The sequence below is a fragment of the Psychromicrobium lacuslunae genome (assembly GCF_000950575.1).
Classification (GTDB): domain Bacteria; phylum Actinomycetota; class Actinomycetes; order Actinomycetales; family Micrococcaceae; genus Renibacterium; species Renibacterium lacuslunae.
Window position 1 is genome coordinate 695,197 of the sequence record NZ_CP011005.1, and the last position, 17,233, is coordinate 712,429.

Here is a 17,233-nt window from a genome sequence, read left to right on the forward strand (position 1 = left end):
GGATGAGCGATCCCTTGCACCTGCTGGCACAAAACCCTTTCGAACTGACCTTCCGGCCGATCACCGTCGAGGATCTCGATGAGTGGTATGCGTTGGTCCTGCGGATCTTCGAAGCCGAGAAACCGGTCTGGCACGAACAGCGGGAGGACCTGCAGAACGCCCTGAATTCCACTAAGAACGACCCACGTTTCGATACCGTGATTGGCTTTGACCAGCAAGGCGTCGCCCGAGCTTTTGCCCGGGTCTCGAAAAACCCTGAGGGTGAGAAAGCTTATCTCTTCGGCGGAGTCGATCCGTTGTGGCAACGTCGTGGGATCGGCAGTGCGCTGCTCGGTTGGCAGCAGGCACAGGCAGCCCGTCGGTTTGAGAGCGATGGCCAAAGCCCGGTGGTGGTCAGGAAGTTTGCCGATCAGAGCAATCTTGCCGAGCTGGCGCTCTGCGACTCCGCCGGTTACTCGGTAGTGCGTTATTTTGCTGAGATGCGGCGGCCGCTCGCCGACCCGATCCCAGAGATTCCGCTCGACGAAGGCCTGGAACTCAAGACCTTCAGCTCGGAGCTGTCCGAGCAGGTTCGGCTGGCACATAATGAAGCTTTTGCTGATCACTGGGGTTCTGAGCCTCGAGACCAGGAGTCCTGGGGTTTTCTGATCGACCACCCGCATATGCGGGCGGATTGGAGCACAGTGGTTATTGACACCGCCAACGGGGAAATCGCTGGCTATCAAATCGCCAATTACGATCCTGAAGTGTTGCAGACGCACGGTCGGAACGAGGGGTACACCGAGCTATTGGGCGTGCGCCGGGCCTACCGGGGCCGCAGAATTGCCGCAGTCTTATTGGCCGAGGCGATGCAACGCTTCAGCGCTTCGGGGATGGATTGGGCCGCTCTCGATGTCGATACCGAGAACCCTACTGGCGCCTACGGACTGTACGAGCGGCTTGGCTACCAGCCGCACAACCGTTCAATGGCCTACGACAAAGAGCTTTAGCTAGCCGTTGACGTCGTGCAAATGATGCACCACATCGTGTAAGAAGTATCCGGAAAGCGTCTCAATGGTGAAGACTGAGCCATTGCTGCGACGGCCGGTGCGCTGCCACTGCTCGGGACGTATCGCCGCGAAGCCCGCGGCTATCTCCCGACCTGCACTCAGTAGCTCGGCGCTGACCTGCTCGGGATCTTGTTGCGCGTAGTGTGAGTCGGCTGCGGTTTGGTCCTGATCCCAGTTCTCAAAGAGCGGGTCATCGTGGCGCAACATTAAGTTGAGGCGCTGATCAAAAATGCTGAAGACGTCCCGCACATGGCAGCCGTATTCCAAATCCGACCAGCGCTGCGGATCGCGACGTTCGGCAACCTCAGGGCGGCGCAAGACGGCACGCCAGCGGGGCAATAGCTCAGGCAGACTGCTCGCCGTGGTGGCGGGGGTGACGCTGCCTGCTTCGAAGCCACACTCCGGGCAGGGGCGCTGCAAAACCCAGGTCCAATCCTTCTCATCAGGGGTGATCGTCATGAGGGTAGTCTAGGCACAGACCGACTCTCAGCAGGAGCCTGCCATGCCTTATCTTTTCCTCGGCTTAGCGATCGCCAGCGAAATCGTAGCCACCTCACTACTCAAAGTCTCCGACGGCTTTTCCAGACTGTGGCCCTCGGTCGGCGTGGTGCTCGGCTATGGTGTGTCGTTTTATGCGCTGAGCCTGGCGTTGAAGAACGTGCCAGTGAGTACCGCCTATGCGATCTGGTCGGGCGTTGGCACAGCGGTGATCGCGGTGATTGGTTTTTGGTTTTTCAAGGAGCCGCTGTCGCTGACCAAAATCATCGGTATCACCCTGATCGTGGCCGGAGTCGTGGCGCTGAACCTCGAGGGAGGACACTAAAACTTCCAGTCACTTCCAAGGAAATTTCTCATCAAAAGGGCGTTGAAATTGCACTTCGGGTGGGAAAATTGGCTCGACGACTCCCTCTCAACTGCAAGGAATTTCAGTGTCCCGTCGACTTTTTTCCGAATTGCACCCAGTGACGTATGCCATTTCGGTACAAAAAATGCGTTTCATTCGAAGAGTTCATAACTGGGTGCACAGAGCTAGTTTCGCTCGCCAGGACCATTCCCAGGAGTTGCCGGTACTCATCTATCGGCATAACTCATTGATTCGCCGAACCCTCGGGAATACCGCCACGGAATTGCAGGACAACAAGGCGGTGAGCTTGGGAATTGCCGCTCCGAAAGTTGACCGGGTAGTGATTCGTCCCGGTGAAACATTCTCTTTTTGGCGACTATTGGGTACCATTTCCCGTTCTAAAGGCTACCGCGACGGTGTGGTGATTAGCGCTGGCCGTGCGGAATCTGGTGTCGGCGGTGGCATGTGTCAGTTCACTAATCTGATTCATTGGATGGTTTTGCACAGCCCGTTGACCATTGTGGAGCATCACCATCATGGTGAATTCGACCTTTTTCCGGATTTCAACCGTCAGATTCCTTTTGGCACCGGCACGTCAATTGTGCAGAACTATCTTGACTACAGATTCCGCAATGATACCGAGCAAAGTTTTCAACTGCTGATCTCGGTCACGGAAGAGTACCTCCGCGGCGAATTGCGGGCCGACTCAGCTCTGCCATTGAAATACCACGTACGGGAAAAGGACGCCTATTTTTATCGATCAGCGGGCAAGGTGTACCGGCACAATAAAGTGACCCGGACCGCCACAGACCGGCGCACCGGGAACCAGGTGTTGGACGAACTGCTGTTAGAGAACGACGCCGTGGTCTGCTACGACCCTGCGTTGATCAATTCCCCGATCTTGGACGAGCGCCCGTACGCCAATCTCGAGTTCGTGGAAGAGTCTCGAATTCGTTAGTAATACTTAGCGAATTCGAGACTAAACCGCGAACTCGCGCTAGAGCAGGGTGGGTTGGCTATCGTCTTCGGTCGGGGGAGTGTTGGCCGGTGCCGGTGCCGGTGCCGGGGTTGGCTCGCTCGGAGCGGGGTCGGCACCGGTAGGGTTTGGCTCGCTCGGCTCGAAGCTGGAGAGCGAGGGCCCGATGGCGTCAATCGACTGGGTCAGCGGGATGCCGGAGCCGTCGCGCCGACCGTGTTCCACCGGCAGTGAGCGGGCGACTCCAGCGGCGGAGGCGGCTTTTGCTGGTCCATGACCCGCCCAGCCCAGCAGCAACACGTCTTCGCCCTTGAGGAATCGATGCGCCCGGACGCCGCCGGTGGCCCGACCCTTGACCGGGTACTCAGTGAAATCGCTGACTTTGGCTGACCCCGATGAGGTGCCGGGAAGCGCCCCGCTCGCACTGGCTACGGTGACCACCACGGCGGAGGGATCCCCGGCTGGAACCACGGTGAAACTGATCACCGAGTCGCCGGCGCCGAGCTTAATGCCAGCCATCCCCGCCGCTGTGCGGCCTTGCGGACGAACCGCATTACCGGCAAAACGCAGGAGCTGGGCAGTAGCGGTCAGGAAGACCAAATCATCGTCGTCCTTCGCCGGGGCGGCGCCGATCACTCGGTCGCGGTCCTTCAGCGAGATGATCTCCCAATCTTCGCGGTTCAGCGGGTATTCCGGGGTGACTCGCTTGACCACTCCCTGTGCGGTACCTAGAGCGATGATCTGGTCAATCGGTACAAAGGTGACCAAGGTTTCGCCCTTGAGCAATGTGATGAATTCCTTTGCGGGAACGCCACCGGCGAGGTTCGGCAGCCCGGCGGCGGGTGCCAGGGCTGGCATATCCACCACCTGTAGTCGCAACATCCGACCAGCGGAGGTGACCGCGCCGACTTCACCACGCGCCGTGGTCGCGATCACCGCGCGGAACACGTCATGCTTGTTTCGGGTGCCGTTATCTTGCAAAGGTTCGCGGCCGGTGGTGCGGGCGATCTGACCGGAGCTGCTTAGCAATACCCAACACGGATCATCAGCCACTTCCAGAGCCAGCGGCGCAGCTTTGCCGCTTGGTGTCGTCATCGCCTTCATCGCGTTGGCAGTGCTGGCGGAAATCGCCTCGGATTCCAGCAAAACAGTGCGCCGCGGCGTGGCGTATTTTGCCGCTATCTCGCCCAGTTCGCTGGAAACCAGCTCACGCAGCACCTGTTCGGAGCCGAGGATACGCTCCAGCTCGGCGATGGCCTGATGCAATTCTTCCTGCTCTTTTTCCAGTTCCAGGCGGGAGAACTTGGTCAGTTGACGCAACTGCAGATCCAGGATGTAACGCGCCTGAATATCACTCAGATCGTAGATTGCGATCAGTCGCTCACGGGCCGCTGCGGCGTCGTCCGAGGAACGGATGATTTGGATCACCTCGTCGATATCGACGATGGCAATCAAAAGCCCCTCAACCAGGTGCAGCCGATCTTTCTTTTTGCCCAGCCGGAATGCCGTCCGGCGACGCACCACATCAATGCGGTGCGCTACATAGACCCGGAGTAACTCCAGCAGCCCCAAAGTCTGTGGCTGACCGTCAACCAAGGTGACGTTATTAATGCCGAAAGAGTCCTCCATCGGCGAGAACTTATAGAGCTGCTGCAAAACCGCCTGCGGGTTGAAACCATTCTTGAGTTCGATCACCAGGCGCAGCCCATGGTTGCGGTCGGTGAGGTCGACAATATCGGAGATGCCCTGCAGTTTCTTGTTATTGACGGCGTCCTTGATCTTTTCGATCACTTTTTCCGGCCCGACCGTGTAAGGAAGCTCGGTCACCACCAGCCCGGTGCGGCGGGCAGTGAGCTGCTCCACCTCCACCTTGGCGCGGGTTTTGAAGGAACCTCGCCCGGTCTCATACGCCTCCCTGATGCCGCTCAGCCCGACAATGCGCCCGCCGGTGGGTAAGTCGGGCCCGGGCACAAAGCGCATTAGATCATCGAGAGTAGCCTCCGGCTCGGCAATTAAATGCTGGGCGGCGGCAATAACCTCACCGAGGTTATGCGGTGCCATATTGGTGGCCATGCCGACCGCAATGCCGGTAGCGCCATTGACCAGAAGATTAGGGAAAGCTGCGGGCAGCACCTCGGGCTGGGTGAGTTGATTATCGTAGTTGGGCACGAAGTCGACAACGTCCTCGTCGAGGTGGTCGGTCAGCGTCAACGCCGCCGCCGCCAGCCGGGCCTCGGTGTAACGCGGAGCGGCTGGACCGTCGTCGAGCGAGCCGAAGTTGCCGTGCCCATCGATCAGCGGCAGCCGGAGCGAGAAGTCCTGAGCCATTCGTACCATGGCGTCATAGATCGCGGCATCACCGTGCGGGTGCAGCTTGCCCATTACCTCGCCCACTACCCGGGCGCTCTTGACGTGGCCGCGGTCCGGACGAAGCCCCATCTCGCTCATCATGTAGAGGATGCGACGTTGCACGGGTTTGAGACCATCGCGGGCATCGGGGAGTGCCCGCGAATAGATCACCGAGTAGGCATATTCGAGGAAAGAGCCCTCCATCTCCCGTGATACATCGATATCAATGATGTTCTCGACGAAGGGATCGTCCGGTGGCGTGCGCCTAGCCATTGCTGCGTTGTCCTTAAAGTACTGGTGCCAAAGCTGAAAGCCATCACGATGAGGTATCAGTATTGTTGAGTCTATGGTGATTCAGCCCGGGGAAGACGGATATCCACACCATTGGGAAGCCGATGTCGTGCTGCGGGATGGTGCTACTGCACATTTACGCCCCATTGCGGCCAGCGATGCGGACGCAGTGCAATCCTTCCATCAGGGGCAGTCTGAGCAGTCCATTTACTTGAGATTCTTCACCTACCGGTCCTCATTGACCGAAAAAGAACTGCGCCGCTTCACCCAGGTAGATTACCGCGATCGAGTCGCCTTCGTGATCACTGTCGCCGGGGCGATCATCGGCATTGCGCGCTACGACCGGCTCGCCGATCCTCAACTGGCCGAGGTCGCTTTTAATATTGCTGACGCCCACCAGGGCCGTGGCCTGGGGTCGATCCTGCTGGAGCACCTTGCCGCTGCGGCTCGGGAAAACGGCATCAGCAGATTCACCGCGGAGGTATTGCCGGAAAATCGGAAGATGCTCACCGTGTTCGCTGAGGCCGGCTACGAGGTGAGCAGGCACTTCGATGACGGTGTGGTGAGCTTGAGCTTCGATATTGACCCCACCGAACGCTCCCGCGAGGTGATGGCCTCCCGAGAACACCGCGCCGAGGCACGCAGCATTGAAGGCTTGCTTTCGCCGTCTTCGGTGGCGGTGATCGGAAAGGGACGGTTGGCCAAGGAAATGCTGCAGCACCTGCGCGCAGGCGGCTATCCCGGGACGATCAGCGAAGGACTTGGCGAGCCAGTGGACCTGGCAGTCATCGCAGTGCCCAAGGCTGAGGTCTCCGCGGTGATTAACCGTTGCGGGCAGGCCGGGGTTAAAGGCGTGGTGGTGCTGACCAGTGGCTTTGCCGACGACGGCGATACCGGCCTGGCACTGCAACGGGACTTGGTCCGGCAGGCCAGGGAACACGGCATGCGGTTGATCGGTCCGGCCTCACTTGGCGTGGTTAACACGAAGCTGCCGTTGAACGCCTCGCTTGCCACCGGCCTGCCGCGTTCCGGAAAGTTGGGTTTGTTCAGCCAGTCAGCGGCAATCGGGGTCTCGCTTTACACTTCGATTGCGCGTCGCGGTTTGGGAGTCTCAACGATCGTCTCAGCGGGCAGCCGGGCGGATGTCTCGGGCAATGACCTGCTGCAGTACTGGGAAGACGATCCGGAGACCGCAGTCTGTGCGATGTACTTCGAGTCGATTGGCAACCCGAGAAAATTCTCCCGCTTGGCTCGCAGGCTGGCCCGCAATAAACCGGTGATTTTGGCGAAATCCGACACCTTGGGTCTGCGTCTGCCGCCGGGGCACGCGGTGCGCACCACCCAAGCACCGGCCGGGGCGCTTGATGCCATGTTGCGGCAGGCGGGCACTATTCGGGTGAAGAACATCGACGAGTTGGCAAATATTGCGCAAATAGCGGTCAGCCAGGCGCTGCCAGCCGGTCGAGGGCTGAGCGTGTTCAGTAATTCGCTCGCCTTGGCACGGGTGGTGGCCGATGCCGCTGAGGAGTCCGGCCTGGTGGTGGTGGAGACGGTGGCCGACCTGGCACATCAGCAGGAATCGGCGGAGGCGCTGAAAAATCTCAAGGAACGCCTACTAAGCACCCTGCACCGACCGGATGTCGACTCGGTGATGGCGACTCTGATGCCGGCCCGAGGTCTTGATCTGGAAGAACTCGGCGTCAACGCCATTGCCGAGGTGCTGGCAGAGTGCGCGCAACAAACCGCTAAACCGGTGATCGCCGCGTTCAGCGGCATTTTGGACCCTGCGGTCAGCGTTGAGGGGGTGATTCGCACCGAGCACGGTGAGCTGCCGTGTTTTTCCAGCCCGGGCGGTGCGATTACCGCGCTCGCGGCGGTAGTGCGGTACGCGGAATGGCTGCATCGCGACCAGGGCTCCTTTGACCAACCTGAGGGCATTGACCCGGAGGGTGCACGCGCTTTTCTCGACCAGCTCCTCACCGAGGTGCACGGCGCTGAACTGCTGACCCTTAACGCCGAGCAAACCTTGAAACTGCTGAGCTACTACGGCATTGAGGTGTTGGAATCGGTGACTTTTAGCAGCGAGCAGGAGGCTGTGACGGCCGCCGAACGGCTCGGCTGGCCGGTTGCCGTGAAAAGTTTTGACCCGGCGCTGCGGCAGCGCATTGACCTGGGCGGGGTACGGCTCAATATCGGCGATGCTGAAACGCTGAGACGAGAAATCAGTCATATGCGTGAATCACATGGCGGAGGGGAAACCGCCCTGCTGGAGGTACAGAGGATGGCGCCTCTCGGCCAGGCTTGCACGCTCAGGGCGATTGAGGACCCCTTGCTGGGGCCGGTGGTGTCCTTCGGGGTTTCCGGGGATGCGGTGAATCTGCTGGACGATTGGGCGCACCGAGTGCCGCCACTATCTAGTACCGATATTTCCGAGTTGGTCCGTGCGCCGCGGGCTGCCGCTAAGCTCTTTGGCTATCAGGGACTGCCAGCGGTGAACATCGAGGCCTTGGAAGACTTGGTGGCCCGGCTCGCTGTGCTCAAGGATGAACATCCAGAAATAGCTTCGGTATCTTTCAATCCGGTGCTGGCTGGAACGCGAGCATGCACGGTTCTCTCGGCGACCATACAACTCGGAAATGCTGCCCAGCGCACCGATAGCGCTCGCCGTGCAATGGCTTGAACCGTGGGTTAGGCAGCGGCGCAGCTTTCTGGAAAAATAACAGGAATGAATGCTTTCCGAGCTGGCGGCTCGCACATCGAGCAAGGCCAAACGCTGGAACAAGCCTTACAACGCGCTGGTTTCTACCCCTTGCTGGTCGGTGATGTGATTGAGGAAGCACTTGATGGAAGTCCTTGTATAGCTCATCTTGCCCATCTCGAAACGCATTTCGATCAGACCGAGGTGCACCGGCACATCACCGTTCTAGCGCTTACCGAGGAATTGCTGATCATCGCCCATGTTGACGATCAGCAACTCGATGAACAGGGCGAGCATGTGGTGGCCCAGATTTCCACCGAAACCGTGCCGGTCCGGCAAATCCGTTCGGTGGTGCTGAATTATCTTTACACCCAACCCCAGGATTACAAACCGTCAGATCCAGTCCGAGAGCTGACACTTTCGATTGGCTGGTCCGGTGGCCAGCGGCTCGATATTGGCCCGGCAGCCTGCGGTGACCCCCAGTGCGAAGCCGATCACGGCTATACCGGAACTATCACCCACGAAGACATTGCGCTGCGAATCAGTGCGGAAGCCGACGGGTTGATCGCTGTGCAGGACGCCAAGATCTTTGCCCGCGCTCTGCGCTCGGCGAACTCCCGCGCCTTGGCCGCCGGTTCGAGCGCAGAGCTCAGTCCGTCCCGGAGCGAGACCACCGGGCGTGGCAGCCGCTTCGGCCGTAGTCAGCATCGTTAGAGCAGTGACAGAGTTACCGAAGTGGCCGGGGTACGGCGAGAGCGGCAGTAGCGGATCAATTAGCCGGGTGCTAAGCAGCGCCGCTGCGGCGTTGGGCGTGCCCGGCTTTGAAAACACCCTCAGACTGCCAGCCGGGAACCGGATCGTCGTGGTGCTAGTTGATGGGCTCGGGGCCGCGTTGCTGAAGCGCAATCTGGCACATGCCCCGTTCCTGCGCTCGGTGATCAGTGGCGGCGCTAGCCATCGGATCATTAACTCAGCTTTCCCCTCGACCACAGCGAGTTCGCTGAGCAGTTTGGGTACCGGTCTGGCCCCCGGCCAGCATGGCATGGTTGGCTATGACGTGCTTGATCCAGAACAGGACAAGATCGTCAATCTGCTGGGCGGCTGGGACGCTAAAGTCGATCCACTGCGCTGGCAAGATCAGCCAACGGTATTTGAAAAGATCTCGGACTTGCTGCCGGTGGCGACCATTAGCTTGCCGAAATTCGCCAACTCAGCGATGACCCAGGCGGCGCTTCGGGGCAGCCAATTCATTCCCGCTGCCTCGGTGCACGCTCGGACCACAGCTGCCGCAGATTTGCTGGCCAATCAGAAACGTGCGCTGCTGTACTTCTACTGGTCGGAGCTAGACAAGGCGGGGCACCGCTACGGCGTTAACTCGGCGCAATGGGAGTTCGAACTCGCCGAGCTGGACGCGGCGATGCGTCGGCTGCATCAACAACTTCCTGCCGGTACCCAGTTAGTGCTGACCGCCGATCACGGCATGATTGACGTACCGGAATCTGCACGGATCGACTATTCGGCAAGTCCGGAACTCATCGACGGAGTACGTCACACCGGGGGGGAGCCGCGCCTGGTTCAGCTCTACCTGGAACCCGGTGCAGACCGTGAAGCACTCAGGGCTGCCTGGGTGCAACGCTGGGGTAACCGAGCTGCGATCTTTAGCCGCGACGAGGCGATAGCCGCCGGTTACTTTGGCCAAGTGCGTGCCGAGATCGCCCCCCGGATCGGTGACTTACTTATTGCCGCCCTTGAACCGGTGGCCTTTTACGACACCAGAAGGACTCGTCCGACCGCGCTTGAGGTGGTGGGGCAGCACGGCTCCTTCACGAAGGCGGAGCGTGAGGTTCCGTTATTGCAGATCCCGGTGGCCGGTAAGACCACGAAGAACGTTAGGTGAGGTATACCGATGGCTGAGCTGGTTTTCTACTCCGGCACGATGGATTGCGGTAAGTCAACGCTGGCCCTGCAACTGAACCATAACCACAGTGCTCGCGGCCGGGCTGGCCTGCTATTCAGCTGCAATGACCGGGCCGGGGATTCCACCATCTCCTCCCGGCTCGGCCTGCAAACTGGTGCTATCGAAGTCGAGCCCGAGACCGACTTCTGGGAGCAGGTGGTGTTGCGACGCACTCACGGTGCGGCCCTGGATTATTTGATATGTGATGAGGCGCAGTTCTACCAGCCAGTCCAGATTGAGCAGTTGGCTCGGTTGGTAGATGAGATGGAGATTGATGTTTTTGCCTTCGGCATCACCGCCGATTTCCGGACCCGGCTCTTCCCCGGTTCGCAGCGCTTGATCGAATTGGCTGATCGGGTGCATGTTTTGCAGGTTGAGGCGTTGTGCTGGTGCGGCCGGCGAGCCACCCATAATGCTCGAACCGTCGACGGCGTCATGGTGGTTGAGGGTGACCAGGTGGTGGTTGGCGATGTGGCCAATGCGGCGCCCGAAGACAGTGTTGGCTATGAGACGCTCTGTCGACGGCACTATATGCGCCGGGTCACCGCGCACAGCGCGAATCAGCTTGCCGAAAAAGACCAGCTTTTACCCTTTGACGTCTCTGACCTTGAAGTCTGCGCCGTTCCGCCGAAGCCCTGAGTACGGTAATTTGCGGGCAGAAACCGCAGCGCCTCAGCTACTCACTAGCTAGTTATCGGATTTGGTGCCGAACACAATCTCGTCCCAGCTCGGCACGCTGGAACGTTTTGGTTTCACCGGTTGCCGACGTTCGGCTGGTTCCTGCTCAGTTTCCTCGACCTGTTCCTCGGGCTGTTCCTTGGCCTTCGGGGCCTGGCTGCGCTGAGCGGCGTCGGCGGGTAGCCGGATTTCTCGCGTGTTGCTGCTCACCGGACCAAAGAGGCCAAGCGGATCATCGCTGCTCTCTGAATCGGTTTCTGCCGGTGCTGGTGCCAAGCTGAGCGGCGGGAAGAACGAGGGTTGACTGGGCTCATCCGCACCCTCCTTCAATTCGGCTGTTTCGTCCGGCTCTGTAGCCTCAGCAGATTCGGTGGCACGGGGGTGTGCTGCAGGTACTCCTTCACTGAGCAGCAAAGCCAGCGCATCATCATCCTCTTCCACCACTCCGAGCCGTTGGCCTCTTCTGGAGCGCAACAGATCGAGCAAGGACTCCGAGTCATCGCCCGCACCGCTCACTTCCTCTGCCACCTCAGGCCCTGCTTCATGAGGTTCTTCCGAGTTATCAGTTTCGATATCGAAAGGACGGTCGGCTACGGCCGACAGCCGACGGGCTGGTAGCGGTGAATCCAGCGGGGCGATTTCGCTCAACACCTGCGCCCAGCGGTTCGCGTTCTGGAGACTTTTGCGGGAGGGCTGGTAAATCCATTGCGCCGGGGCAGGCTCGCCAATTCCGGTGGCTTCAGCCGAACTCGCCTCGAAATCTGCGCTCACGGTCCAGCTGCCATCGGCGCGACGCCAAGCATCCCAGCTCGCGGTGGCGGGATCGATGCCGAGCGCGGTTAAACGATGCGAGACCATCTCCGCCAAGCTGGCCGGTTCGTCGCCAAAGGCCGAACGGCAACCGTCGTGCCCTGGGATGGCATCGGCTACCTGCACCTGTCGAGCCTGCTGAGCGACATATTCACGCTCAGCCAGTACGGGACCTTCGTAGCGTTGAATGTGTTCGAGCGGGGCGCCGGAAGCGTCAGAGATTTCTTGAGCGCTGGCGCCGCCTCTAATCCGTTGCTGGATCTCTTTGGGGGAGAGGCGAGTGGCGCTGGTGTCTTCATTCATCGTTATCGCTCCACGTGTTGTGCGGGACGAGGCAACGCGCAGGGCTTCATCAATCCGCAGCCGGTAAATTTCGCCGCCTGCGCCGCTGAGCAATAAATGCTCCCCGTCGTCATGAACTCCCACCAATCGCAGATCCTGCATGCCCGTCTCACCCGCTTAATATTTGCTACTGGAATCCACGCACCAGCTCAAGGAAAACTCTGCCACCGAAAGTCCCGGATTACCACGACCGGCGCGGGCGTGGCGGATGTTGTATGGTGGCTTAGTCCTCTTGGTGGCGGACAATGCTGTGGGGACAGCAGCGGGGGCTAAAATCATTGATTTTGCTGTGATTTCTCCCAGCGCATGCTGGGTTGTGAGGAAAGTCACGGGGGATTATGGCGCTTAAATTGGCATTTGTGAAGAATTTGCGCAAAAATCACCCGGTACCGGGCACAAAATCGCAGCTCATGACGTTTGAACTGTGAGGCACCAAGGGGGCCTGAGTAGGAATGCGTATCACTGAGCATCAACTAAGTATCAAGACCGGAGCGTGAGCATAGAATTATGGCGACTGATTACGATGCGCCGCGGAAGACCGAAGACGACCTCAGCGAGGATTCAATTGAGGAATTGAAGTCCCGCCGTACCGACAAACAGTCGGCGGTTGTTGATGAGGACGAGGCCGAAGCGGCGGATAGTTACGAGCTACCGGGTGCGGATCTGTCTGGTGAGGAGTTGCTTGTCCGGGTACTGCCCGCACAAGCCGATGAATTCACCTGTTCTTCCTGCTTCCTGGTACGGCATCGTTCACAGATTGCACGGGAGAAAAACGGCCTGCTTTATTGCAAGGATTGCGAAGGCTAAATCACTCCACACTTTCCGAGGCGGCTAGGGCAGCGACAAGCTGTTCTGGTCGCCTCGTCGAGGTTAACCAATAAGGTGTGGGATCGGATTCATCGGTGATGATTATTTTTACTACCGGCGAAATCCAGCCGCGTAGGCACAGGAATGCCAAGCCGTTTAACTGGGGCCCCCGCTGAGCAAAGGCTGCATCGCCGCGATAGGCGGTCGCTTCGCCGATGAATTTGCGTTCAATGCTGGCCCTGCCAACTGTCACGGTCTGTGCAGTGACCTCGATCCGTGGTGTGCTACTGATCAGGAAGGCCGCTTGCAGTAGAAAAAGTACGATGGCGGCGATATATCCGGCGAGCAGGCTGATCGGGGCCAGGATGAGAATACCGGCCGCTGAAATCCCCAGCGCAATCAGCCAAAGCCAGGGTGAGGGCCAGAGTTTTTCGGTGTAGCTTGGCGTCATCGATTCAGCGGGAGTCTGCGGCATAGAGTCAGCTTGTCACTTTTTCTACCGTGCTGCGAATTTGTGCTGCCGGGTTCGGCTGGGCGGCCCGGTGGAATGGTAGCAGTCGGAGGCCGGTAATAGCTTTGCAGGCTAGAGTATTTGGCGAGACAGATATCTCAGCTCAGTTAATATATGGAGGTCACGGTGTCCCAGGGAACGCTCCCGGTGCAATTGAAAATACTCGATCCGGGGCTTGAGCCGCCTAGCTACGCGCATCCCGGAGATGCCGGTGCGGATCTGAGGGCTCGCATCGATGTCGAGATTGCACCCGGCGAGCGGGTGCTGGTGCCCACCGGAGTAGCTATCGCCTTGCCTGAGGGCTTTGTCGCCTTGATCCACCCGCGATCCGGGCTGGCCACCAAGCACGGCTTGACCATTGTGAACGCACCGGGCACCGTCGACGCCGGCTATCGCGGCGAGATTGCGGTCACGCTGCTCAATACTGATTCACAGCAGCCGATTAGCCTTTCCCGGGGCGATAGAATTGCACAAATGGTGATCCAACGTGTCGAATATGCGCAATTCATCCCGGTTGATGAACTGCCGGAATCGGTACGTGGTGCTGGGGGATTTGGTTCCACCGGCGGATTCACCCCCACTGTAGACAACCAGCCTTCCGGCAAGGAGTAAGCCATGGTTTTCGGGCGCGGTAAGCGATCAAAATCTCAGTCCAGTTCCGATACTGACGAACTCACAGCGAATGCTGAGAATCAAACAGCAGAAGATGCCGCCGAGTCCGCAGAGGACGAAGCAGGTGCTGAGCAGTCAGAGGTTGAGCAGTCAGCGGAACGCGTGGTGGATCCCCTCGACGAAATTTATGATCGTCAAGCACACGGACCTTTTGACGAAGACGAAGTCGAAGAACCAGAAGGCTATCTGAACCTCGGTGCCTTGCTGATAAAGTCCCACCCTGGGCTCCAATTGCGCCTAGAGGTTGAGGAAAGCACTCAGCGAGTGATTGCGGTGACCCTCGATTTGGATGGTTCTTCACTTCAGCTGCAGGGCTTTGCGGCGCCGCGTTCGGAACAGCTTTGGCCAGAGATCCGGGAGCAGATTGGCGACTCGGTGGAATCGCAGGGCGGCAATGTCGAGGAACTCGACGGCACGTTTGGACCCGAGGTGCTGGCAAAGCTCCCTGCTGAGGCCGCTGATGGCAGTAAGGGCTATCGGGTCGCTAGATTCATTGGCGTCGATGGTCCGCGCTGGTTCCTGCGTGGTGTGCTGGGCGGCCCAGCGGCGTTGGAAATTGAGGCAGCGAGCGATCTAGAAGCGCTGTTCCGCAGCGTTATTGTGGTTCGTGGCGACTCTCCGATGCCGCCTCGGGATCTGCTGCCGTTAGTGCTGCCGAAGGATGCGGTGGCAGAACCTGGCAACGGCCCGGCTAAGCCTGCGCCAGGGTTGTCGGCCCCCGAGCGTGGTCCGGAGATCACCGAGATTGGGTAATCCAGCGGCTAAAACCGAGCTGAGCACGATTAGCCAGTTGCCGGAACGGGGCCGGGCGCTGGCACGTGGCTACATTGCCTCGATCACGATTCGCCCGGTCAATGAGTCGCCCGAGTTCTCTGCCATCGTCACCGATGTCGATAAGTATGCGCCAGGACAGCGTGCTGAACGAGCGCTTGAGCAGAAATCTCAGAAAGCGGCAGGCCAGAAGCCTGCTCGGGAGCGGAGCCGGCTTCGATTGGTCTGGCTCGGCCAGCGGCATGTGCCGGGCATCGACGCCGGCACCGAGGTGCGTTTTGAGGGCATGGTCGCTTTCCGCGATGGTCTACCCACTATTTTCAATCCTCGCTATGAGATCATCGGCAAACCAGAATTTCAGGAGTATTCCTCGTGACCGAAACGCAGCCCACTCCGGAACGACCTGAGCAGCCGGAGAGAACCGGGCAAGCTGCGCAAACTGAGCAGCCTGCCGAGCAGGCCAAAGAACTCAGCTTTGCCCAGTTGGCAGAGAGCTACGCGGCTAATTCCGGCTTGACCCGAAACGAGCACGGGCACATCGACCTGATGAAAGCCGTCGGTGGTTGGCGCGGACTAGCGGAGACGCTTTTGCCTGGGCTGGTGTTCCTGGTGAGCTTCATGATTTGGCAGCAGCTCACGGTGTCGATTATCGCCGCCATCGTGGTCGGAGTAGTTTTCACCGCACTCAGATTGCTGCAAAAGGGCAGCGTTGTGCAAGCTTTTTCCGGTTTGGTAGGCATTGCAATTTGTGCCTTTTTCGCTCGCAGCACCGGCAATGCCCTTGATTACTATGTGCCGGGTTTCCTGATCAACATTGTCAGCATCGCCGTAGTGGGACTTTCACTCATTTTACGTTGGCCGATTACCGGCCTACTGTTTGGCTTCATCCGCGGCGAAAACCTGAGCTGGCGTGCCAAGCCGGAGCGGCGTCGAGCTTATATGTTGGCGGGATGGATCGTGCTGGCACTTTTTGTGCTTCGTTTGGCAGTCCAGGTGCCGCTCTACTTGGCCGAGAACTTGGCGGCACTCGGCGCCACCCGGTTAGCCATGGGGGTTCCGCTCTATGCGCTGGCGCTCTGGCTAGCCTGGATGGTCTCCCGGCCCGCTGCGGCTGAACCTAGTCCTGCTGACCCCGCTGCGGAGCCAACAGCGACCTGAGCTCGTCCTCGGCGGCAATGGTAGTGATGAAGAATAATTCATCGCCGCCGTCAATCACGTCATCGAGGCTTGGCGTGATGGGTGCTTCGTCCCGCAGAATGGCGACCAGGGTGGAGTCGGCAGGCCATTCGATGGAGCCAACCGTGGAACCGAGGAGCGGGGAATCTTGGGGCATGGTGAACTCCACCAGCGACGAGACCCCGGTTTGCAGAGTAAGCAGTCGGACCAGATCGCCGATTTCCACTGCCTCTTCAACTAGTGCGGTCATCAGCCGTGGCGTGTTCACCGCGACGTCGACGCCCCAGGAGTCGTCGAACATCCAGTCGTTTTTAGGGTTGTTCACCCGGCCGACAGTGCGCCCGACGCCGAACTCGGTTTTCGCCAGTAGCGAGACGACCAGATTCACCTTGTCATCACCCGAAGCGGAAACCACTACGTCCGCCTCGTCGAGTTTCGCCTCACGTAGCGTGCTGATCTCGCAAGCATCGCCTACTAGCCACCGAGCGCCGCGCAGCCCGCTGCGACCGATCACCTCGGGCTTGGGATCGATCAGCAAAATATCGTGCCCGTGGGAAAGTAACTCGCGGGCAATGGAAGAACCGACGCTGCCCGCACCGGCAATCACGACTTTCACTCTGACTCCTTCGCCGGGGCGGTACCCAGGACGTGTTCAATTTCGGCACGCCGTGCAACGTCGAGCATGACATGCACGGTGTCGCCCTGCTGATAGCTGGTCTCGTGATTGGGCAGAATGCCCTCACCGAAGCGGGTCAGGTAGGCCACGCGGACGCCGCTGAGCTTTTCCAGGTCTTCCAGACTGCGGCCGATCCAGCCGTCATGAAGGGAGACTTCGCTCAGAATCAGACGCCCCGAGGCTTCCCGGAAATCACCGGCGATGCTCTGCTCGGGCAGAATGCGGCGTAATACCTGATCGGCGCTCCAGCGCACCGCTGCGACCGTGGGGATCCCGAGCCGCTGGTAAATTTCGGCGCGACCCGGATCGTAGATTCTTGCCACTACATGCTCCACGTGAAAGGTCTCCCGCGCGACGCGGGTGGCCAATACATTGGAGTTATCGCCGCTGGAGACCGCCGCGAAGGCGTAAGCCTGCTCGATATCGGCTTGTTTGAGGGTCTCCCGGTCGAAGCCGATTCCGGTGACCTTACGGCCGCTGAAGTTCTTCCGCAGCCGCCTGAACGCCCGGTCATCTTGGTCGATGATGGCGACAGTGTGGCCGGAGTCTTCCAGCGTGTGAGCCAGTGTGGCGCCAACCCGGCCACAGCCCATGATCACGTAATGTGCCACTGGATCTCTTCTTTC

The 17,233-nt window shown here is 59.6% G+C and carries 18 protein-coding genes; 12 read left to right on the forward strand and 6 right to left on the reverse strand.

All coding sequences use genetic code 11. The features are described from left to right. Nucleotides 1-2: 2 nt before the first annotated feature. Nucleotides 3-989 (forward strand): GNAT family N-acetyltransferase, encoded by a 987-nt coding sequence (locus UM93_RS03150; protein ID WP_045073608.1) that lies wholly within the window; start codon nt 3-5, stop codon nt 987-989. Here the strand turns inward: UM93_RS03150 and UM93_RS03155 are convergent, their stop codons facing one another. After that, nucleotides 990-1,508 (reverse strand): hypothetical protein, encoded by a 519-nt coding sequence (locus UM93_RS03155; protein ID WP_045073610.1) that lies wholly within the window; start codon nt 1,506-1,508, stop codon nt 990-992. Between the two features lie 43 nt (nt 1,509-1,551). Between UM93_RS03155 and UM93_RS03160 the strand changes: the two genes are divergently transcribed. Together UM93_RS03160 and UM93_RS03165 are read left to right on the forward strand one after the other, a co-directional pair. Continuing rightward, nucleotides 1,552-1,872, forward strand: coding sequence for a DMT family transporter (locus UM93_RS03160; protein WP_045073611.1), 321 nt, complete (start codon nt 1,552-1,554; stop codon nt 1,870-1,872). A 106-nt stretch (nt 1,873-1,978) separates the two neighbouring features. Next, the gene (locus UM93_RS03165; protein ID WP_045073613.1) at nt 1,979-2,851 is read left to right on the forward strand and encodes a VanW family protein; all 873 of its coding nucleotides are present in this window, start codon (nt 1,979-1,981) and stop codon (nt 2,849-2,851) included. A 39-nt stretch (nt 2,852-2,890) separates the two neighbouring features. On the opposite strand, the gene UM93_RS03170 is transcribed toward UM93_RS03165, so the two are convergent. Next, the gene (locus UM93_RS03170) at nt 2,891-5,491 is read right to left on the reverse strand and encodes a DNA gyrase/topoisomerase IV subunit A (protein ID WP_082057001.1); all 2,601 of its coding nucleotides are present in this window, start codon (nt 5,489-5,491) and stop codon (nt 2,891-2,893) included. A gap of 73 nt (nt 5,492-5,564) precedes the next feature. On the opposite strand from UM93_RS03170, the gene UM93_RS03175 reads away from it, so the two are divergent. From UM93_RS03175 to UM93_RS03190, 4 genes are read left to right on the forward strand one after another with little or no spacing between them, the layout of a single operon-like run. Continuing rightward, on the forward strand, nt 5,565-8,189 hold the full coding sequence (locus tag UM93_RS03175) for a bifunctional acetate--CoA ligase family protein/GNAT family N-acetyltransferase (protein WP_045073614.1): 2,625 nt from the start codon (nt 5,565-5,567) through the stop codon (nt 8,187-8,189). A gap of 45 nt (nt 8,190-8,234) precedes the next feature. Next, nucleotides 8,235-8,921, forward strand: coding sequence for a DUF5998 family protein (locus tag UM93_RS03180; RefSeq protein WP_045076789.1), 687 nt, complete (start codon nt 8,235-8,237; stop codon nt 8,919-8,921). Nucleotides 8,922-8,925: 4 nt separating this feature from the next. Beyond that, nucleotides 8,926-10,104: an alkaline phosphatase family protein gene (locus UM93_RS03185; protein ID WP_234399370.1), complete on the forward strand. Its 1,179-nt coding sequence runs from the start codon at nt 8,926-8,928 to the stop codon at nt 10,102-10,104. A 9-nt stretch (nt 10,105-10,113) separates the two neighbouring features. After that, nucleotides 10,114-10,803 carry a thymidine kinase gene (locus UM93_RS03190; RefSeq protein WP_045073617.1) on the forward strand — a complete coding sequence of 230 codons (690 nt, stop codon included), beginning with the start codon at nt 10,114-10,116 and terminating at the stop codon, nt 10,801-10,803. Between the two features lie 48 nt (nt 10,804-10,851). Here UM93_RS03190 and sepH read toward each other — a convergent pair whose 3' ends face one another. Further along, nucleotides 10,852-12,096: a septation protein SepH gene (gene sepH, locus UM93_RS03195; protein ID WP_045073619.1), complete on the reverse strand. Its 1,245-nt coding sequence runs from the start codon at nt 12,094-12,096 to the stop codon at nt 10,852-10,854. Nucleotides 12,097-12,501: 405 nt separating this feature from the next. On the opposite strand from sepH, the gene UM93_RS03200 reads away from it, so the two are divergent. Further along, entirely contained in the window at nt 12,502-12,801 is a 300-nt protein-coding gene (locus tag UM93_RS03200; protein ID WP_045073621.1) for a DUF4193 domain-containing protein, read from the forward strand. Nucleotide 12,802: 1 nt separating this feature from the next. Here the strand turns inward: UM93_RS03200 and UM93_RS03205 are convergent, their stop codons facing one another. Further along, entirely contained in the window at nt 12,803-13,276 is a 474-nt protein-coding gene (locus UM93_RS03205) for a DUF3093 domain-containing protein (protein WP_045073622.1), read from the reverse strand. Nucleotides 13,277-13,438: 162 nt separating this feature from the next. On the opposite strand from UM93_RS03205, the gene dut reads away from it, so the two are divergent. Genes dut through UM93_RS03225 form a run of 4 tightly spaced genes read left to right on the forward strand, consistent with a single transcriptional unit; the run spans nt 13,439 to nt 15,913 of the window. Next, nucleotides 13,439-13,924: a dUTP diphosphatase gene (gene dut, locus UM93_RS03210; RefSeq protein WP_234399371.1), complete on the forward strand. Its 486-nt coding sequence runs from the start codon at nt 13,439-13,441 to the stop codon at nt 13,922-13,924. 3 nt (nt 13,925-13,927) lie between these two features. After that, entirely contained in the window at nt 13,928-14,737 is an 810-nt protein-coding gene (locus UM93_RS03215) for a DUF3710 domain-containing protein (RefSeq protein ID WP_045073625.1), read from the forward strand. Then, nucleotides 14,730-15,131 (forward strand): single stranded DNA-binding domain-containing protein, encoded by a 402-nt coding sequence (locus tag UM93_RS03220; protein WP_045073626.1) that lies wholly within the window; start codon nt 14,730-14,732, stop codon nt 15,129-15,131. The genes UM93_RS03215 and UM93_RS03220 overlap by 8 nt, the downstream gene beginning before the upstream one ends. Further along, complete coding sequence (locus UM93_RS03225; RefSeq protein ID WP_045073627.1) at nt 15,128-15,913, forward strand: DUF3159 domain-containing protein; 786 nt, start codon at nt 15,128-15,130, stop codon at nt 15,911-15,913. Before UM93_RS03220 ends, UM93_RS03225 begins: the two co-directional genes overlap by 4 nt. Here the strand turns inward: UM93_RS03225 and UM93_RS03230 are convergent. Together UM93_RS03230 and UM93_RS03235 are read right to left on the reverse strand one after the other, a co-directional pair. Further along, a complete protein-coding gene (locus UM93_RS03230) occupies nt 15,873-16,547 on the reverse strand; it encodes a potassium channel family protein (protein ID WP_045073628.1) in 675 nt (224 codons plus the stop codon). The genes UM93_RS03225 and UM93_RS03230 overlap by 41 nt on opposite strands. Next, complete coding sequence (locus UM93_RS03235; protein WP_045073629.1) at nt 16,544-17,218, reverse strand: potassium channel family protein; 675 nt, start codon at nt 17,216-17,218, stop codon at nt 16,544-16,546. The genes UM93_RS03230 and UM93_RS03235 overlap by 4 nt, the downstream gene beginning before the upstream one ends. Nucleotides 17,219-17,233 lie beyond the last annotated feature (15 nt).

Coding starts and splice junctions, on each gene's coding strand:
- UM93_RS03150 (WP_045073608.1), top strand. CDS start 3: ATGAGCGATCCCTTGCACCTGCTGGCACAAAACCCTTTCGAACTGACC.
- UM93_RS03155 (WP_045073610.1), bottom strand. CDS start 1,508: ATGACGATCACCCCTGATGAGAAGGATTGGACCTGGGTTTTGCAGCGC.
- UM93_RS03160 (WP_045073611.1), top strand. CDS start 1,552: ATGCCTTATCTTTTCCTCGGCTTAGCGATCGCCAGCGAAATCGTAGCC.
- UM93_RS03170 (WP_082057001.1), bottom strand. CDS start 5,491: ATGGCTAGGCGCACGCCACCGGACGATCCCTTCGTCGAGAACATCATT.
- UM93_RS03175 (WP_045073614.1), top strand. CDS start 5,565: ATGGTGATTCAGCCCGGGGAAGACGGATATCCACACCATTGGGAAGCC.
- UM93_RS03180 (WP_045076789.1), top strand. CDS start 8,235: ATGAATGCTTTCCGAGCTGGCGGCTCGCACATCGAGCAAGGCCAAACG.
- UM93_RS03190 (WP_045073617.1), top strand. CDS start 10,114: ATGGCTGAGCTGGTTTTCTACTCCGGCACGATGGATTGCGGTAAGTCA.
- sepH (WP_045073619.1), bottom strand. CDS start 12,096: ATGCAGGATCTGCGATTGGTGGGAGTTCATGACGACGGGGAGCATTTA.
- UM93_RS03200 (WP_045073621.1), top strand. CDS start 12,502: ATGGCGACTGATTACGATGCGCCGCGGAAGACCGAAGACGACCTCAGC.
- UM93_RS03205 (WP_045073622.1), bottom strand. CDS start 13,276: ATGCCGCAGACTCCCGCTGAATCGATGACGCCAAGCTACACCGAAAAA.
- UM93_RS03215 (WP_045073625.1), top strand. CDS start 13,928: ATGGTTTTCGGGCGCGGTAAGCGATCAAAATCTCAGTCCAGTTCCGAT.